13 protein-coding genes are annotated in these 17,349 nt (G+C 64.8%); 2 read left to right on the top strand and 11 right to left on the bottom strand.

What is annotated here, in order from left to right; all coding sequences use genetic code 11:
- Positions 1-50 precede the first annotated feature (50 nt).
- From AC6CIE_RS12380 to polA, 3 genes are all read right to left on the bottom strand, one after another.
- Complete coding sequence (locus AC6CIE_RS12380) at positions 51-839, bottom strand: dienelactone hydrolase family protein (RefSeq protein WP_175124681.1); 789 nt, start codon at positions 837-839, stop codon at positions 51-53.
- 57 nt (positions 840-896) lie between these two features.
- Positions 897-1,733, bottom strand: a complete 837-nt coding sequence (locus AC6CIE_RS12375; RefSeq protein WP_175124682.1) for a ZIP family metal transporter — start codon at positions 1,731-1,733, stop codon at positions 897-899.
- A 102-nt stretch (positions 1,734-1,835) separates the two neighbouring features.
- Positions 1,836-4,553 (bottom strand): DNA polymerase I, encoded by a 2,718-nt coding sequence (gene polA, locus AC6CIE_RS12370; protein ID WP_239212403.1) that lies wholly within the window; start codon positions 4,551-4,553, stop codon positions 1,836-1,838.
- 16 nt (positions 4,554-4,569) lie between these two features.
- Between polA and AC6CIE_RS12365 the strand changes: the two genes are divergently transcribed.
- Positions 4,570-5,232 carry an LOG family protein gene (locus AC6CIE_RS12365; RefSeq protein ID WP_496349920.1) on the top strand — a complete coding sequence of 221 codons (663 nt, stop codon included), beginning with the start codon at positions 4,570-4,572 and terminating at the stop codon, positions 5,230-5,232.
- Positions 5,233-5,307: 75 nt separating this feature from the next.
- Here AC6CIE_RS12365 and AC6CIE_RS12360 read toward each other — a convergent pair whose 3' ends face one another.
- Complete coding sequence (locus AC6CIE_RS12360; protein ID WP_175137495.1) at positions 5,308-6,171, bottom strand: LysR family transcriptional regulator; 864 nt, start codon at positions 6,169-6,171, stop codon at positions 5,308-5,310.
- A gap of 106 nt (positions 6,172-6,277) precedes the next feature.
- On the opposite strand from AC6CIE_RS12360, the gene AC6CIE_RS12355 reads away from it, so the two are divergent.
- On the top strand, positions 6,278-6,676 hold the full coding sequence (locus tag AC6CIE_RS12355) for a tautomerase family protein (protein ID WP_498092310.1): 399 nt from the start codon (positions 6,278-6,280) through the stop codon (positions 6,674-6,676).
- A gap of 96 nt (positions 6,677-6,772) precedes the next feature.
- Here the strand turns inward: AC6CIE_RS12355 and typA are convergent, their stop codons facing one another.
- The 7 genes from typA to rluB form a co-directional block, all read right to left on the bottom strand.
- Entirely contained in the window at positions 6,773-8,596 is a 1,824-nt protein-coding gene (gene typA, locus AC6CIE_RS12350) for a translational GTPase TypA (RefSeq protein ID WP_175124686.1), read from the bottom strand.
- Entirely contained in the window at positions 8,593-9,345 is a 753-nt protein-coding gene (gene truB, locus AC6CIE_RS12345; protein WP_175124687.1) for a tRNA pseudouridine(55) synthase TruB, read from the bottom strand. Before truB ends, typA begins: the two co-directional genes overlap by 4 nt.
- Before the next feature lie 42 nt (positions 9,346-9,387).
- The gene (rbfA, locus tag AC6CIE_RS12340) at positions 9,388-9,789 is read right to left on the bottom strand and encodes a 30S ribosome-binding factor RbfA (protein WP_175124688.1); all 402 of its coding nucleotides are present in this window, start codon (positions 9,787-9,789) and stop codon (positions 9,388-9,390) included.
- Between the two features lie 21 nt (positions 9,790-9,810).
- Positions 9,811-12,867, bottom strand: coding sequence for a translation initiation factor IF-2 (gene infB, locus AC6CIE_RS12335; RefSeq protein WP_175124689.1), 3,057 nt, complete (start codon positions 12,865-12,867; stop codon positions 9,811-9,813).
- A gap of 97 nt (positions 12,868-12,964) precedes the next feature.
- Complete coding sequence (gene nusA / locus AC6CIE_RS12330) at positions 12,965-14,443, bottom strand: transcription termination factor NusA (RefSeq protein ID WP_056322387.1); 1,479 nt, start codon at positions 14,441-14,443, stop codon at positions 12,965-12,967.
- A complete protein-coding gene (gene rimP / locus AC6CIE_RS12325; protein ID WP_175124690.1) occupies positions 14,440-14,940 on the bottom strand; it encodes a ribosome maturation factor RimP in 501 nt (166 codons plus the stop codon). Before rimP ends, nusA begins: the two co-directional genes overlap by 4 nt.
- Before the next feature lie 514 nt (positions 14,941-15,454).
- Positions 15,455-17,341, bottom strand: a complete 1,887-nt coding sequence (rluB, locus tag AC6CIE_RS12320) for a 23S rRNA pseudouridine(2605) synthase RluB (RefSeq protein ID WP_498092309.1) — start codon at positions 17,339-17,341, stop codon at positions 15,455-15,457.
- Between the last annotated feature and the right edge of the window lie 8 nt (positions 17,342-17,349).

The raw sequence follows: 17,349 nt of genomic DNA, 5'->3' as shown, positions 1-17,349 counted from the left end.
CTGCGAAGCTCACATCCGGTGGGCCACTTTCGTGGCTCGCCCGTCCCGCTTCACAAATACCGCTTGAACCACTCCAGCATCCGCGCCCAGCCATCCTTCGCGGCCTCCGGGTGATAACTGGCGCGGTAATCCGCCAGGAACGCATGATCGGCCTCGGGATACACCACGATGTCGGACTGCTTCGCCGCAGCGTTGCCGGCGGCCAGCTTCGTCTTCATGGCTTCCACATCAGACAGCGGAATGCTGGCGTCGCGCCCGCCGTACAGGCCCAGGACGGGACCGTGCAGCTCGTTCGTCACATCCAGCGCCACGCGCTTGATGAGCGGCCCGTGGCCCACGCTGAGCTTGCCGTACCAGGCGACGCCCGCCTTCACGTCGGGATTGTGCGCGGCGTACATCCACGTCAGGCGCCCGCCCCAGCAGAAACCCGTCACCGCCACCCGGCGTGGGTCCCCGCCGTTGGCGGCGGCCCAGGCGACGCTGGCGTCCAAGTCGCCAAACACCTGTTCGTCCGGGACCTTGCTGACAAGTTCGGAGATGAGCTTCGGGATGTCGGTGTAGGAGGATGCGTCGCCCTGGCGCTGATACAGATCGCAGGCGACGGCCAGATAGCCGGCCTTGGCGACGCGGCGGCAGATGTCCTTGATGTGTTCATGCACGCCAAAGATTTCCTGGATCACCAGCACGATCGGCAGATCGCGCTTGCCCTCGGGCGCCGCGTAGTAGGCATCGATGGGGCCACCCGTGACGGGTAGCTGGAAATCCCCATGGACGAGGCCCTGCGTGTCCGTGTGGATCACGGTGGGGGCGACATTGCCTGCGGCGGTGGAAAAACTCATGGAGAACTCCTTGGTTGGGGTCGACGAAAGCCGGCCATCCCTACCGCCGTGCCAGCGCTAGTGCTGGTGGCCGTGCTCCGCATGCGGCGCGCCATGGTCATGGCCGCCATGGTCGTGCCCGTGGTGCATCAGGGTCGTCACGCTGTAGATCAGCGCCACACCCACACCGACCAGCAGCAATTGCGGGACGGCATCGGACAGGGATACCCGCTCGTGCATCTGCGGCATCAGGTCGGCCACCGAGATATACAGGAAGCTGCTGGCGGCAACCACCAGAATGTACGGCGTCCAGTCCTGCGCCTGCTGCAGCACGAAGTAGCCTATTATGCCGCCGACCGCTGAACACAAGCTGGTAAAGAGAATCAGCGCGAAGGCCCGGCGGCGGCGCAGGCCGGCATTGATCAGAACGACGAAGTCGCCCAGCTTGTGCGGTATCTCGTGGATGATGATCGACGCCGCGGTCAGCACCCCCAACAGCGGATCGGTGAGAAACGCCGCGGCGATCAGCACGCCATCGCACAGGTTGTGCAGCGAGCTGCCGATCAGGATGAGCATCCCGCCGCGCCCCGCCTCGTGCCGGTCGTGTCCCTTGTGGTGGTGATGGCCGTCGCCTTCGTGGTGATGGCTGTGGCGCAGCAGCGCAATCTTCTCCAGCACGAAGAACCCGATTAGCGACGCCAGCATCAGCCCGAAGAGCACATGCGCGTTGCCAACGCCGGTCTCGAACGCTTCGGGCAGCAGGTGCAGCAGCGCGACCGACAGCAGCACGCCCACCGACAGGCTCACCATGTGATGCAGGTATTTGGCAAAGACCTTGTACGCGAGCCAGCTCGCGATGAGGACAGCAATAAGGCCGCCGGTAATGGTGGCGAGCAAAACCCAGAGCAGCAACATGGAGGGGGAAAAGATCAGGCGGGGGGAAGCGCAACATTATATTGTTGCAATCCAAAAACCGGAAATGGGCCGTCCGAAGACGGCCCGGGGCGCTCTGTCCCTTTAGTGCGCCTGTTCCCAGTTCTTGCCCATGCCCACTTCCGCGACCAGCGGCACACGCAGCGTCGCCACGTTGCACATCAGGCGCGGCAGCGCCTCCTTGACCAGCTCCAGCTCCTCGTCCGGCGCTTCCATCACCAGTTCGTCGTGCACCTGCATGATCATGCGCGTCTGCAGCTTCTCGCTGTCGAGCCAGTCCTGCACCGCCACCATGGCCATCTTGATGAGGTCGGCCGCGGTGCCCTGCATGGGCGCATTGATGGCCGCCCGCTCGGCGCCCTGCCTGCGCGGCCCCGAGGCGCCGCGGATTTCCGGCAACTGCAGCCGCCGTCCAAAGACGGTTTCCACGTAGCCCTGCTCGCGCGCCAGGCGCCGCGTGTCGTCCATGTACATGGCCACGCCGGGATAGCGCGCAAAGTAGCGGTCGATGTAAGCCTGCGCGGCGTCGCGCGTGATGCCCAGGTTGGACGCCAGGCCGAACACGCCCATGCCGTAGATCAGGCCAAAGTTGATGGCCTTGGCGGCACGGCGCTGATCGGTGGTCACGGCGTCCAGCGGCACGCCGAACACTTCGGATGCGGTGGCGCGGTGGATGTCTTCGCCCGCCGCGAAGGCGCTTTGCAGATTCGCGTCGTCCGAAACGTGCGCCATGATGCGCAACTCGATCTGCGAATAGTCTGCGGACAACAGCAGGCCGCGCTCGGCAATGAACGCCTCGCGCACCCGACGCCCGGCCTCGGTGCGGACCGGAATGTTCTGCAGGTTGGGATCCGACGACGCCAGACGCCCGGTGATGACGGCGGCCTGCGAATAGTGCGTGTGCACCCGCCCGGTCGCCGGATTGATCATGCGCGGCAGCTTGTCCGTGTAGGTGGACTTCAGCTTGGACAGCCCGCGGTAGTCCAGCAACACCTGCGGCAGCGGATAGTCCAGCGCCAGCTTGCTCAGCACTTCCTCGTCCGTGGAGGGCGCGCCGCTCGCGGTCTTGCGCACCACCGGCAGCTGCATGCGGCCGAACAGGATTTCGCCAAGCTGCTTGGGGGAATTCAGGTTGAACGGCTGGCCGGCGAGTTCATAGGCCTTTTGCTCGAGCTGCAGCATCTCCTGGCCCAGCTTGTTGCTCTGGCGGCCCAGTTCCGCGGCATCGACCTTCACGCCGTTGCGTTCGATGGTGGTCAGCACGCCGGACACCTGCATTTCCAGGCGATAGATGCGTTCCAGCCCTTCGTCGGCAGCGACCATCGGACGCAGCACCTGATGCAGTTGCAGCGTGAAATCGGCGTCTTCGGCCGCGTAATGCCCGGCCTTGTCCACCGCCACTTCGTCAAACCCGATCTGCTTGGCGCCCTTGCCGCAGAGGTCCTCGTAGGACACGCCGCTGCGTCCCAGATAACGCTGCGCCAGATCGTTCAGGCCCACGCCGCGATGCGATTCCAGCACGTAGGCCTGCAGCATCGTGTCTTCAGCGGCGCCGGCCAGGCGGATGCCTTCGTTGGCGAACACGTGCGTGTCGTACTTGGCGTGGTGCAGCAGCTTGGCGCGCGCCGCGTCTTCCAGCCAGGGCTTCAAACGGGCCAGCACTTCATCCTTGGGCAACTGGACCGCACCGTCGGGACCCCGGTGCGCGACCGGGATGTAGCAGGCCACGCCGGGCGCCACCGACATCGACAAGCCCACCAGCCGGGCCTGCATCTCGTCCAGCGACGTCGTCTCGGTGTCCAGCGCAACCAGCGATGCCTGCTGCATCAGTTCCATCCAGGCGTCGAACGCGGCCCAGTCGGAAATGATGCGGTAATCCAGCGTGGCGGGCGCGGCGGGCGCCTCGTGCGCGACGCGCGCATCGCCCGTGGGCACGCGCTCGACATCACCGGTCAGGTCGCGCAGCCACGTGCGGAAGCCGTAGCGTTCGTACAGTTCGGTCAGCGTGGCGTCGTCGCGCGGGCGCGGCATCAGGTCATCCACGCTGTCGATGTGGCCGGTCAGATCGCAATCGCACTTGACCGTGAGCAGTTGGCGCGTCAGCGGGAAATTGGGGATGGCTTCGCGCAGGTTGTTGCCGGCCACGCCCTTGATGCCATCGGCGCCTTCGATCAGCTTGTCAATCGAGCCGAATTCCGTAATCCATTTGGCGGCCGTCTTGGGCCCGACCTTGGTGACGCCCGGGACGTTGTCGACCGTGTCGCCCACCAGCATCAGGTAGTCGACGATACGCTCGGGAGGCACGCCAAACTTGTTCACGACGCCGGCTTCGTCCAGGACCTCGCCGCTCATGGTGTTGACGAGCGTGACGTGGCTGTTGACCAGTTGCGCCAGGTCCTTGTCGCCCGTAGAGACGATGGTGTGAACGTCATGCTGCGCGGCACGATGTGCCAACGTGCCAATGACGTCATCCGCCTCGACGCCTTCGATCGCCAGCACAGGCCAGCCCAGAGCGCGCACCGCGCGGTGGATGGGATCGATTTGTGCTGCCAGGTCCTCAGGCATAGGGGGACGGTGCGACTTGTATTCCGGATACAGATCGTCCCGAAACGTCTTGCCGCGAGCATCGAAGATACATGCGGCATACTCTGCCTTATGGTCAGATACAAGCTTGCGCAGCATATTGACCACGCCGTAAAGCGCACCTGTCGGTTCGCCTTGCGCGTTGCGCAAATCGGGCATAGCGTGGAAAGCGCGGTACAAGTAACTTGAACCGTCGACCAGTAATAGCGTTTTTTTCATGGTTACAAAGGCAGATATGGATACACCCGCCGGCAAACAAATTCCGCTGATTATGTCAGAGATAAGGACGGCGGCAGACAAGCTCGCTCACATCGGGCCCGCAGTCAGCGTTTTCGGTAGCGCACGAGTCAGCCGTAATTCTCCGTACTATGAAACCACCATCGCGATCTCCGCGGCGCTGGCAGAAGCTGGCTTCGCAGTCATCGCGGGCGGCGGCCCCGGCATCATGGAAGCCGCCAACAAAGGTGCATTTGAAGCAGGAGGCACGAGCATCGGGTTGAACATCAGCCTGCCGCACGAAGCCCACAACAACGAATTCCAGACCATCAGCCTGTCCTTCGAGTACTTCTTCCCTCGCAAGGCAGCGTTCTTCATGCACAGCTTCGCCTACGTGGCGATGCCCGGCGGCTTTGGCACGCTGGACGAGCTCTTCGAAGCGTTGACGCTCATCCAGACGGGCAAGGTGCCGCCGGCGCCGATCGTGCTGGTCGGCAGCGAGTACTGGTCGGGACTGGCCGAATGGCTGGGCGACCAGGTGCTCGGCAACGGCATGATCGGCGCCCACGACCTGGATCTTTTCATCATCGAAGACGACCCCGTCAAGGTGGTGCGAAAGGTCGTGGAATTCCATGAACGGGTGATGTCCGCCGAACAGTACGCCCCTTCCCTGCCCGCCTGACACGGCGGCTGTGCTACGGACAGGGCGTCGCCCGCGCTTGTCCGCACGCACCGCAACCTTCAGTCAAGGCGCTGCCTACGTCATCGCCTTGACGATCGCCTCGCGCGCCAGCCCCACGAACTCGCTTTCGCCGGGGCGGGCAGCGAGCAACCTGAATTCCACCGATGGCAACGCCGGCAAGCCGGGCGCCTGCAGCCGCGCCATGCCCGCACCCAGCGCCGATTCGTTCAGGCACGCAACGCCCAATCCCGCGGCGACGGCCAACTGCAGTCCCGCGACGCCGGACGCCACGTGCGATACCGCATACGGCACGCCGCGGCGCGACAACATCCGCTCTACGTATTGGCGCAGCGCGCAGGTTTCCGGCAGCGCCAGCAACGGCAAGGGTTCGGCCAGCGGCGGCGTCACGCCCTCGGCCGCCATCCACAGCAGCGGTTCACGCCGCAGCAGCGCGCCGTCCGCCCGGCCGCGCGTCGCGCCCCGCTCCTGGATGACCATGGATATGCCGACGTCGATCTCGCCGCGCTCGTAAGCCGCTTCGATCGCGCCGCTTTTCATGATGGTGACGTGCAGCCGCACCTGCGGATACTGCTCGTTCAGGCGGCGCAGCAGACGGGCGACGTCCCCCGGCCGGAAGTAATCGGTGATGCACAGGCGCAGTTCGCCCCGAAGCGCCACGCCGCGCAGGTCGCGGTAGGCCTCGTCGCTCAGGGCCAGGATCGTGCGCGCATGCGCCAGGAGGCGCTGACCGGCCGGCGTGGCGCGCACGCCCGCTTTGCCGCGCACCAGCAACGGCTGGCCCGCCCTGTCCTCCAGCTTGCGCATCTGTTCACTGACGGACGATTGCGACAGGAACACCTTGGGCGCCGCGGCCGTCAGGCTGCCCGCGTCCAGCACCGCAACCAGCGTGCGAAGCTGGTCCAGGTCGAATCCGCTCATGATTTATCCAACGGCTAAATCGATGGATGAAATCGTAATTTCCCGCTTTTCCGATGTCAACGCGCTTTCTACACTGGCCCTGTACCTACCCAACCGGAGAGCCGTCATGCCCCACATCGTCATCCATCGTTCCGGCACAACCGATGCCGCCATTGACCAACGCATCGTCGAATCCATCGCCGGGCTGACCCAGTCCGTGCTCGGTAAAAAGCTGCCCGTCATCGCCATCACGCTGCAGCACATTCCGCACGAACTCTGGTTCATCGGCGGGCGTCCTTTGTCCGAGCAGGGCAAAAACGCATTCCACCTGGACATCAGCGTCACGGACGAGACCAACACCAAGTCCGAGAAGGCGCGCTTCATCAAGGACGTCTATGCCGCGTTCCAGGAGATCCTGGGCGAACTGCACGAGTGCTCGTACGTCCATGTGATCGACGCGCGCGCGGCGGCCTATGGCTATGGCGGGCGAACGCAAGAGTACCGGCACCAGCACGGCGCGGTGTAGCCGGCGGCCGCAGTGGTTGCAAAAAAAAGCCGCGCACCCGAAGGTGCGCGGCTTTTCATTGATCCGGCGACAAGGCGGCGACTGCCGCCTTCAAGCTCAGACCGCGGCTTCGCGCGCGGCACGCTTGCGCTCGTTTTCGAGCAGGTAGCGCTTGCGCAGACGGATCGACTTCGGGGTGATTTCCACCAGTTCGTCGTCGTCGATGAATTCCACGGCGTATTCCAGCGACATCTGGATCGGCGGAACCAGGCGCACGGCTTCGTCGGTGCCCGACGCGCGCACGTTGGTCAGCTGCTTGCCCTTGATCGGGTTCACGACCAGGTCGTTGTCACGGCTGTGGATGCCGATGATCATGCCTTCGTACAGCGCATCGCCCGGGTTGACGAACATGCGGCCGCGATCCTGCAGCTTCCACAGCGCGTAGGCCACGGCGTCGCCGTTGTCCTGGCTGATCAGCACGCCGTTGCGGCGCTCGCCGATGGAGCCTTCCTTGATCGGCGCGTACTCGTGGAAGATGTGGCTCATCAGGCCGGTACCGCGCGTCAGCGTCAGGAATTCGTTCTGGAAACCGATCAGGCCGCGGGCCGGGATCAGGTATTCCAGACGCGTACGGCCACGGCCGTCCGGCTGCATGTCCTGCAGGTCGCCCTTACGGCGGCCCAGCTCTTCCATGACGCCACCCTGGTGCGCGTCTTCGACGTCAACGGTCAGCGACTCGAACGGCTCGCACTTCACGCCGTCGATTTCCTTGAACACCACGCGCGGACGCGACACGGCCAGCTCGTAGCCTTCGCGGCGCATCGTTTCCAGCAGAATGGTCAGGTGCAGTTCGCCACGGCCCGACACTTCGAAAACCGTGTCGTCGCCCGTGTCGCGCACACGCAGCGCCACGTTGGACTTCAGTTCGCGATCCAGACGGTCGCGCACCTGGCGGCTGGTCACGAACTTGCCTTCGCGGCCGGCCAGCGGCGACGTGTTCACCATGAAGTTCATGGTCAGCGTCGGTTCGTCGATGCGCAGCATCGGCAGCGGTTCCTGGTTGACCGGATCCATCACCGTGCAACCGATGCCCAGGTCTTCAATGCCGTTGATCAGCACGATGTCGCCGGCTTCGGCTTCGTCCACCACGACGCGCTCCAGGCCATGGAACTTCAGCACCTGGTTGATGCGGCCGCGGCCGCCTTGACCATCGGGACCGAACTTGTAGGCCACTTCCATGCCCGGGCGCATACGGCCACGGTTGATGCGGCCCACGCCGATCTTGCCGACGTAGCTGTTGTAGTCCAGCGAAATGATCTGCATCTGCAGCGGGCCGTTGGGATCGTCCTCGCGCTGCGGCACGTGTTGCAGGATGGCTTCGAACAAGGGACGCATGTCGCCTTCGCGCACATCCGGCGTCAGGCCGGCGTAACCGGACAGACCCGATGCGTACACGACCGGGAAGTCCAGCTGCTCGTCGGTGGCGCCCAGCTTGTCGAACAAGTCGAACGTGGCGTTGATGACGAAATCGGTGCGGGCGCCCGGACGGTCGACCTTGTTGACCACGACGATCGGCTTCAGGCCCAGGGCCAGTGCCTTGCGGGTCACGAAAATGGTCTGGGGCATCGGGCCTTCGACCGCGTCAACCAGCAGCAGCACGCCGTCGACCATCGACAGCACGCGCTCGACTTCACCGCCGAAGTCGGCGTGGCCCGGGGTGTCGACGATGTTGATGTGGGTGCCTTCGTACTCAACGGCACAGTTCTTGGCCAGAATCGTGATGCCACGTTCCTTTTCCAGGTCGTTCGAGTCCATGACCCGTTCGGTCAGCGCCTGGTTTTCGCGGAAGGTGCCGGATTGGCGCAGCAGCTGGTCGACCAGGGTGGTTTTTCCGTGGTCAACGTGGGCGATGATGGCGACGTTGCGCAAGGCGCGAGTCATAGCGAGTCCTTTAAGGTCAGGGTGGAGGGCAGCAAGCCCTCCGGCAATTCGTTCAGTGCAAGCAATGCCTGCTTGGGGTCTGGCATGGCCTGCAAGGCTTCCAGTTCAACGGCGCGTTCCAGAGAGAAGGGCCCGACGTGCGTGCGCCGCAGCGCCGTCAGGTGGGCGAAACAGCCCAGCACGCGCCCGATGTCCTGGGCCAGTGTTCGGATGTATGTGCCTTTACTGCAAGCCACATCGATCTCTGCCTGCGTCCCGGTCAGGGACAACAGCTCGATGCGGTATATCGTGATCTTGCGCGGCGCCCGCTCCAGCTCGATGCCCGCGCGGGCGTACTCGTACAGCGGCTTGCCGTCGCGCTTGAGCGCCGAGTACATCGGCGGAATCTGCTCGATGGTGCCCGAGAAACGTGACAGTGCATCGCGCAGCGCCTGTTCCTCGACAACAAAACCGGGTTCGGCGGTCGCGGTGACGTTGCCCGTCAGGTCGCCGGAATCAGTTTCCGATCCAAATTGCAGCGTAGCGCGATATGCCTTGTCGGCGTCAAGCATCGCGCCGGAAATTTTGGTGGCGCGGCCCATGCAGCACACCAGCAGGCCGGTGGCAAAAGGGTCCAGCGTGCCGGTATGGCCAGCCTTGGCCGCGTCCATGGCGCGTTTGGCGCGCTGCAAGGCGTGATTGCTCGACAAACCCACAGGTTTATCAAGCAACAGCACACCGTCGAGCGCAAGCCCGCGTCGTTTAGCCATCGTCGAAATCCGGAAAAAAATGAAGCAGTGACGACAGCCCGATCAGGACTTGTCTTCAGGCTCGTCGGGTACGCCCGAGTGCGGGCCGGGGCGGTTTGCGCGGTCGATGAGGATCGACATTTCGATGCCACGGGCGACTTGCTCGTCGTGGAAGAAACGCAAAGTGGGGACGGTGTGGATGTGCAGAAGCTTGTAGAGCTGCGAATGCAGCCAGCCGGCCTTCTCGTTCAGCAAGGTGGTGGCGGCTTCGGGCTCGGCGCCCAAAACCGTGAACCACACCTTGGCATGCGCGTAGTCGGTCGACAGTTCCACACCCGAAATCGTGATCAGTCCAGCGCGTTTCGTGTCGATTTCGCGCTGGATGATCCCGGCCAGATCCTTCTGGATCTGGTCGGCCAGCCGCAGATTGCGGCCGGGAATGGCTTTGGACTTGTGACGGCTCATTAACAATGCCTGGCGCCTGCTTTACAGCGTGCGCGCAATTTCCTTGATTTCAAAGACTTCCAGCTGGTCGCCCACCTGGATGTCATTGTTGCCGCGCAGCGTCAGACCGCAATCGAAGCCCGACTTGACTTCCTTGACGTCGTCCTTGAAGCGGCGCAGCGACTCGAGGTGCCCCGTCCAGTGAACCACGTTGTTGCGCAGCAGGCGGACCTGGGAATCGCGGCGCACGATGCCGTCGAGCACCATACAACCGGCGATGTTGCCGAGGCGGGAGATGCTGTACACCTCGCGGATCTCGACCAGGCCGATGATTTCTTCCTTCTTCTCGGGCGCCAGCATGCCCGACATGGCGGCCTTAACCTCATCCACGGCGTCGTAGATGATGTTGTAGTAGCGCACGTCGATGCCGTTGTTCTCGGCAAGCTTCTTGGCGCTGGCGTCGGCGCGCACGTTGAAGCCGATGACGACGGCGTGCGAGGCGATGGCCAGGTTGATGTCGGTTTCCGAGATGCCGCCGACTGCGGCGTGCACGACCTGCACACGCACTTCGTCGGTGGACAGCTTGACCAGCGACTGCACCAGGGCTTCCTGCGAACCCTGCACGTCGGTCTTGACGATGAGGGTAAGGGTCTGGGTGCCTTCGCCGAGGTTGTCGAACATCGATTCCAGCTTGGCTGCCTGTTGGCGGGCCAGCTTGACGTCGCGGAACTTGCCTTGGCGGAACAGCGCGATTTCGCGCGCCTTGCGCTCGTCGGACAGCGCCATCAGTTCGTCACCGGCGGCCGGCACTTCGGTCAGGCCCTGGATCTCAACGGGGATCGAGGGACCGGCCGTCTGGATCGGCTTGCCGTTTTCGTCGAGCATGGCGCGCACACGGCCAAAGCTTGCGCCGGCCAGCACGACGTCGCCGCGCTTGAGCGTGCCGCTTTGCACGAGAATCGTCGCGACCGGGCCACGGCCCTTGTCCAGACGGGCTTCGATGACCAGACCCTTGGCGGGTGCGTCTTCGGGCGCCTTCAGTTCCAGCACTTCGGCTTGCAGCAGCACGTTTTCGAGAAGGTCGTCGATGCCCTGGCCGGTCTTGGCGGACACGCCCACGAACGGCACGTCGCCACCGTATTCTTCCGGCACGACCTGCTCGGCAACCAGTTCCTGCTTGACGCGTTCCGGGTTGGCGGCGGGCTTGTCGATCTTGGTCACGGCCACCACGATGGGCACGCCTGCGGCCTTGGCATGGTGGATGGCTTCACGCGTCTGCGGCATCACGCCGTCGTCGGCGGCAACCACCAGAATCACGATGTCGGTCGCCTTGGCGCCGCGGGCACGCATGGCGGTAAACGCCTCGTGGCCCGGGGTGTCAAGGAAGGTCACCATGCCGCGCTCGGTGCGGACGTGGTAGGCGCCGATGTGCTGCGTAATGCCGCCGGCTTCGCCCGCGGCAACCTTGGCGCGGCGGATGTAGTCCAGCAGCGAGGTCTTGCCGTGGTCGACGTGGCCCATGACGGTCACGACCGGCGCGCGCGGCAGTTGCTCGGCTTCGGATTGGGTGGCGGATTCGTCCAGGAAGGCTTCCGGGTCGTCCAGCTTGGCGGCGATGGCCACGTGGCCCAGTTCCTCGACCACGATCATGGCCGTTTCCTGATCCAGCACCTGGTTGATGGTGACCATCTGGCCCAGCTTCATCAATTGCTTGATGACTTCGGCGGCCTTGACGGACATCTTGTGAGCCAGGTCGGCCACGCTGATGGTTTCCGGCACGTGGACTTCACGTGCGATGAATTCCTGCGGCGCCGGCTCGTTGCGGCGGTCGTTCTGCTGGTTACGGCCACCACGGCCGCCCGACTTGCCACCGCCCTTGCCACCCGCACGCCAGCCGTCACGGCTGGCCGGGGCTGCCGGCTTGTCGGCCGGCTTCTTGCGCGACGAATCATCGGACCAGGTCGAAGCGACTTCGGCGGTCTTGATGGTTTTCTTGGCGCCAGGGGCAGCCGGCTTGGCGTCCTTCTTGGCCGCGGGGGCGGCGCCGGGCTTGCCGGCAGGCTTGTGCAGCGTGCCGGAGATCGGCGCGGCGGCAGGCGCCTCGGGCTCAGGCGCGCGCAGCACCTTGCGGGGACGGTTCAGCATTTCGCGCAGCGCGGCGGCCTCGGCCTCGGCGGCGCGGCGGGCTTCGTCGCGGCCTGCGGTCGTGGCGGAAGCGGCCAGCGGCGGCGCGGCACGGCGGTTGTCGACGCGACCACCCACCTTGGGCGCAGCGGCGGGCGCGGCGGCGGCGGGCTTCACGGATTCGGGTTTCGCGGCAGGCTGCGCCTGGGCGACAGGCGCGGCGGCCTGGGAGGAAGATGTTTCGGACTTATTGGCTAGCACAGCAGGTTCCGGCTTGGCTTCTTCAGCCAGAGGCTCGGTGGTTTCAGTCTTGATTTCGGGCTTGGCCTCTTCGGCCACGGGCTCGGCAGGAGCAGGCGCCGGCGTCGGTTCGGGTTCAGGCTGAGCCTGGACTTCGGGCGCTTGGGCCTCGACGGGGGCGGGCGCTTCGGCCGCGACGGATTCGGTTGCCGCGGGCGCTTCTGCCGGGGCGGCGGCTTCGGCTGCGACGGGCTCCTGCTGCGGCGCTTCGGCCTGGTCGGGAGCTTCGGCCTCTACAGGCGCCGTTTCGCGAGCTTCTGCGGCGACAGGCGCCGCGGGAGCTGCGGGTGCAGCCGGTGCGGAAACCTGCGGTGCGGCGTCTGCCGCGACTTCTTCTTCGGGACGGGCCGAGGCGGCCTGTTCGGCGGCGAGTTCGGACGGGTCGCGCTTGACGAAGACGCGCTTCTTGCGCACTTCGACCTGGATCGTGCGCGAACGCCCGGTGGCGTCGGCTTGCCGGATCTCGGAAGTCTGGCGGCGCGTCAGCGTGATCTTCTTGCCTTCGGTTGCGCCGTGCGCGCGACGCAGCGATTCGAGCAATTTCGCCTTGTCGCTGTCGGTGACGGAGTCGTCGACCGATTTGAGGTCAACGCCAGCCGAACGCAGCTGATCCAGCAGCACGTTGGCAGGCATTTTCAGCTCGGTAGCGAACTGGGCGACGGTATTACTCGACATTAGGCTCTCTCTTCCCTATAGGCAGCTATTACAAACAACGTGAACTTGCGGTGGATGAAGCGGCTGCAGCGCCCACCGCAGACCCGTGTCCTTTTGGTTATTCTTCGTCGAACCAATGGGCGCGGGCACGCATGATGAGATCGCTGGCTTCCTGTTCGGTCAGACCGGCGATTTCCGCCAGTTCGTCCGTTGCCAATTCGGCCAGATCATCACGCGTATGCACTTGACGCTCGGCCAGCTTGGCGGCCAGTTCCGGCGTCATGCCTTCGAGTTCAAGCAAATCCTGTGCGGTCTCAAGGCGCTCTTCCTGGGCGATTGCCTCGGTCAGCAGCGCATTGCGGGCACGGGCGCGCAACTCGTTGATGGTGTCTTCGTCAAACGCCTCGATTTCCAGCAGTTCCTGCATGGGAACGTAGGCGATTTCCTCGATACCAGTAAATCCTTCGTCGATCAGGATGTCAGCGACTTCCTCGTCGACGTCCAGCTTGCTCATGAACGTGGTGCGCAGACCCGAACGCTCGACTTCCTGGCGGTTCAGGCTTTCTTCCGGCGTCATGATGTTGATCTGCCAGCCGGTCAGTTCGGACGCCAGGCGCACGTTCTGGCCCTTGGCGCCGATGGCCTTCGGCAGGTTTTCCTCGTCCACCACGACGTCCATCGCATGCTTGTCTTCGTCGACAACGATGGATTCGACGTTGGCCGGCGCCAGCGCGCCGATGACGAACTGCGCGGGGTCTTCGGACCACAACACGATGTCGACCTGCTCGCCGCCGAGTTCGTTGCGCACGGCGGTCACGCGCGAACCGCGCATGCCCACACACGTCCCGATGGGATCGATACGCTTATCGTATGCCACGACGGCGATCTTCGCACGCACGCCGGCATCGCGGGCGGCAGCCTTGATCTCGAGCAGACCCTGCTCGATTTCGGGCACTTCATTCTCGAACAGCTGGCGGATGAACTCGGGCGACGTGCGCGACAGGATCACTTGCTGGCCACGCGCGGCGTGGTCAACACGCAACACGAAGGCACGGACGCGGTCGGCAACCCGCAGGTTTTCCTTGGGAATCATTTCGGAGCGCGGCAGGCGCGCTTCGATCTTGCCGGTTTCGACGATGGCGTCGCCCTTGTCCATGCGCTTGATCGTTCCGGACACGATGGTTTCACCACGGTCCAGGAAGTCGTTCAGCACCTGTTCGCGTTCGGCGTCGCGGATCTTTTGCAGGATGGCCTGCTTGGCGGCCTGGGCGCCGATACGGCCGAACTCGATGGGTTCGAGGGGCTCTTCGATGTACTCGCCTTCCTTGATGCCGGGGACGATTTCCTCGGCATCCGACAGCATTTCCTGCTTGTCGGGTTCTTGCAGACCGGCCTCGTCGGGCACGACCAGCCAGCGGCGGAAGCCTTCGTGGTCTCCCGTTTCCCTATCGATGGAAACACGAATGTCCGCATCATCCTTGAAGCGCTTTTTCATGGCCGAGGCCAGCGCACTTTCGAGAGCGCCGAACACGACGTCACGCGTGACGTTTTTTTCACGCGCCAAGGCATCGACCAACAGAAGAATTTCGCGACTCATCGCTTTTTGCCCTTGAAATCCAGAACGGGATCCAGTTTTGCACGCTCGATATCTTCGACCGTGAAATTCAACACCTGGACTTCGTTCTTTTTTGCCTCAAATTCGAGACCGAACACGGTCTTGTGCATCCCAGCAGCTGCGTCGGCTGCGGCCTCGTCTTCCGGCACGGTCAACGTGCCCGAGAAGACCTTGCGGCCGTCCAATGCCTCACGCAGCTTGATTTCGATGCGCTCGCCTGCGAAACGGCGGAACTCGGCCTCGGTGCGCAGCGGGCGGTCAACACCCGGCGAACCCACTTCGAGGCGCTTGTAGTCGATGTTCTCGACCTCATAGACCCGCGACAATTGGCGGGACACCTGCTCGCAGTCTTCGATGCGCACACCGCCGACCCGATCGATCGTGACGCGCAAAAGGCCCAGGGCGGCACGTTCCACGTCGACAAGTTCGACGTCCATGCCGGCCAGAGCCTCTTCGGTCAATGCGAATAAATCAGCCATATACTCAAAAAAAATGGGCTGTACGCCCAGCCCACCGATATTGCACAGAGCCCAGCCGCTTCCCTACTACACGTAAGGAGCAATGCTGGGCAGTGCCCTATATTGCGACCTAATTTTTGGCTTGCGCCGCCCTGATTTCCCGACCCGGTGCCGAACCCGGCTTTCGCCGGACTTGGCTGGGTACTCAGGCGCCTGTGCGCCTTCCGCGAATAGCGGCACGCGCCAAGGAGATTGCTGCAAACAGCGCCCGGCCACACGCCAGCCAGCAACACGCCACCACAAGGCCGTGCGCCCGATCGGCCCAAATGCAGCCAACAAGCATGCAGCCGACGTGCTTTTTGCGGTAAAGCGCACTTAAAGAATCCAGTGCTTCCAGCAAAAAGCCATGACGCGAAGCCATGAAAACCATTGATTTTACCAGATAAACGGGAAAATCGCCTGATTCGTCACGGGCTTACGTTTATATGGGACGGATGCGGGGCGGCGGCGCAGTCTGCGGGCCGCCCTGCGGGGATCAGCGACCCTGACGCCCCCGGCCACCGCCCATGACGCCCAGCCGCGATTCGTGAGCCGAAGCGCTGCGGGGTTGCCAATCGTCGCCACGCTGGCCGCCTTCGGCGCGGGGACCGCCACTACGCGGCGCACGCGGCTTGCCACCGGCGCCCGGACCCTTGTTGTTGCCGCCGGTGCGCGCGCCTTCGGCCTTGTTGCCGCCGCGACCGCCCGCAGCGGGCTTGCCGCCACGACCCGGATTGCCGCTACGCGCGCCTGCCGGTTTGCCGCCAGCCGGCTTGCCGCCGCCAGGCTTGCCACCGGACTTGCCGCCAGGACGGCGGCCAGCGCCAGCCGGCGCATCGCCCATGCCGCCCGCTGCCGGATTGCCGGCCACCGGATTGCCGGCCACCGGATTGCCGGCCACCGGGCTGCTTGCCATCGGATTGCCGGCTGCGGCGTTCGCTGCGGCGCGGGGACCGCGTGCGTTGCCGCCCGCGCGCCCACCCGGCTTGCCGCCGGCCTTGCCGCCCTGCTTGCCACCGGACTTGCCGGCGCCCGCGGAGCGCGGACCCGCTTTGCCCTTGCGATTACCCAGGCCGGGTTCGCCCGAGAGCGGGTGGCCGTTGGCGTAACCACCGGCGATCATGAGGCCGGTGCCGAAAGGATCAGAAGGACACGCCGCAGCCTGCCCTGCACTGCCCAGGCCGCCGCCCTGCAACTTGCCACGGCGGCCGATGCGGGCGCCGTTCATGCCGTTGCGGTCGAGCGTGCCGAATCCGGGAGGCAAGGCGCTGTCGTGCGATTGCGGCTGCTTGGAGCGGCGACGGTTGCCCGACGAATCGTCGTCATCGCGCAACAGTCCCAACTGGACCATCAGCGCGGTCACCAGCGAAGCGTCCAGTTCGTCCCAGCGGCCACGGCGCAGCGTGCGCGGCAGCACGACATCGCCGAAGCGCGTGCGGATCAGGCGGCTGACAGTGACGCCGACCGCTTCAAACATGCGGCGGACTTCGCGGTTACGGCCTTCCTGCAGCGTGACACGGTACCAGCGGTTGCTGCCGTCGCCGCCCAGGTAGTCCAGCGCGCCGAACGCGGCCAAGCCGTCTTCGAGTTCGATTCCGTCGACCAGCGACTGGCGCTGCGCCTCGTCCATTTCGCCCAGGACACGAACGGCGTACTCGCGTTCCGTGCCATAGCGGGGGTGCATGATCCGGTTGGCCATGTCGCCCGACGTCGTGAAAATCAGCAGGCCTTCGGTGTTCAGGTCAAGGCGGCCCACCGAGAGCCACTTGCCGGTACGCAGCTTGGGCAGCCGGGCAAACACGCTGGCGCGGCCACCGGGGTCGTCGTGGCTGACGATCTCGCCGGCGGGCTTGTGATACAGGATCACGCGCGGCGGCTTTTTCGTGTTGGTGCGCATGATGGGCTTGCCATTGACACGCACCTGATCGTTGGGCCCCACGCGCTGACCGATATGCGCCGGTTCGCCGTTAACGGACACCCGGCCCGCGACGATCAGCTCTTCCATTTCGCGGCGCGACCCGATGCCTGCGTCGGCCAGCACCTTGTGCAGCTTGGGCATGACCACTTCGCTGTTCAGGTACTTGCCCAGACGCTGCTCCATGCGGTCAGCCGTATCCAGGTAGGACAGCGCCTGCTCGGCTTCCTGCTCGCCACCCCGGGAGTCCACGGACTCGACCGGTGCGGCGGGCGCAGTGGCCTGCCCTTCGGCGGCGGGCGCCTGTTCGGCGGCAGCGTCGCCGCGGCGGCGGCGGAACGGGGTCCTCAGCTTGCGGCCGCGGCTGCGGGCGCCGGCTTCGCCCTCGGCGGCCGGTTCGCGCGCGGCGGAGGATTCCGGCTGCGCGCCGGCAGCGGCGTCATCCGAACGGGGGGTGTCGTCCTGCATTGCTGTAT

The sequence above is a fragment of the Achromobacter sp. GQ309 genome, assembly GCF_059759315.1.
Note: the sequence above shows the minus strand (reverse complement) of the source record. Positions and strands in the feature narration are given on the sequence as shown.

Bases quoted from the DNA above. Each gene is read 5' to 3' on its own strand.
- rluB (WP_498092309.1), bottom strand. From the start codon at position 17,341: ATGCAGGACGACACCCCCCGTTCGGATGACGCCGCTGCCGGCGCGCAG.
- AC6CIE_RS12365 (WP_496349920.1), top strand. From the start codon at position 4,570: ATGGATACACCCGCCGGCAAACAAATTCCGCTGATTATGTCAGAGATA.
- rbfA (WP_175124688.1), bottom strand. From the start codon at position 9,789: ATGAGCCGTCACAAGTCCAAAGCCATTCCCGGCCGCAATCTGCGGCTG.
- AC6CIE_RS12375 (WP_175124682.1), bottom strand. From the start codon at position 1,733: ATGTTGCTGCTCTGGGTTTTGCTCGCCACCATTACCGGCGGCCTTATT.
- AC6CIE_RS12355 (WP_498092310.1), top strand. From the start codon at position 6,278: ATGCCCCACATCGTCATCCATCGTTCCGGCACAACCGATGCCGCCATT.
- polA (WP_239212403.1), bottom strand. From the start codon at position 4,553: ATGAAAAAAACGCTATTACTGGTCGACGGTTCAAGTTACTTGTACCGC.
- AC6CIE_RS12380 (WP_175124681.1), bottom strand. From the start codon at position 839: ATGAGTTTTTCCACCGCCGCAGGCAATGTCGCCCCCACCGTGATCCAC.
- typA (WP_175124686.1), bottom strand. From the start codon at position 8,596: ATGACTCGCGCCTTGCGCAACGTCGCCATCATCGCCCACGTTGACCAC.
- rimP (WP_175124690.1), bottom strand. From the start codon at position 14,940: ATGGCTGATTTATTCGCATTGACCGAAGAGGCTCTGGCCGGCATGGAC.
- AC6CIE_RS12360 (WP_175137495.1), bottom strand. From the start codon at position 6,171: ATGAGCGGATTCGACCTGGACCAGCTTCGCACGCTGGTTGCGGTGCTG.
- truB (WP_175124687.1), bottom strand. From the start codon at position 9,345: ATGGCTAAACGACGCGGGCTTGCGCTCGACGGTGTGCTGTTGCTTGAT.
- infB (WP_175124689.1), bottom strand. From the start codon at position 12,867: ATGTCGAGTAATACCGTCGCCCAGTTCGCTACCGAGCTGAAAATGCCT.
- nusA (WP_056322387.1), bottom strand. From the start codon at position 14,443: ATGAGTCGCGAAATTCTTCTGTTGGTCGATGCCTTGGCGCGTGAAAAA.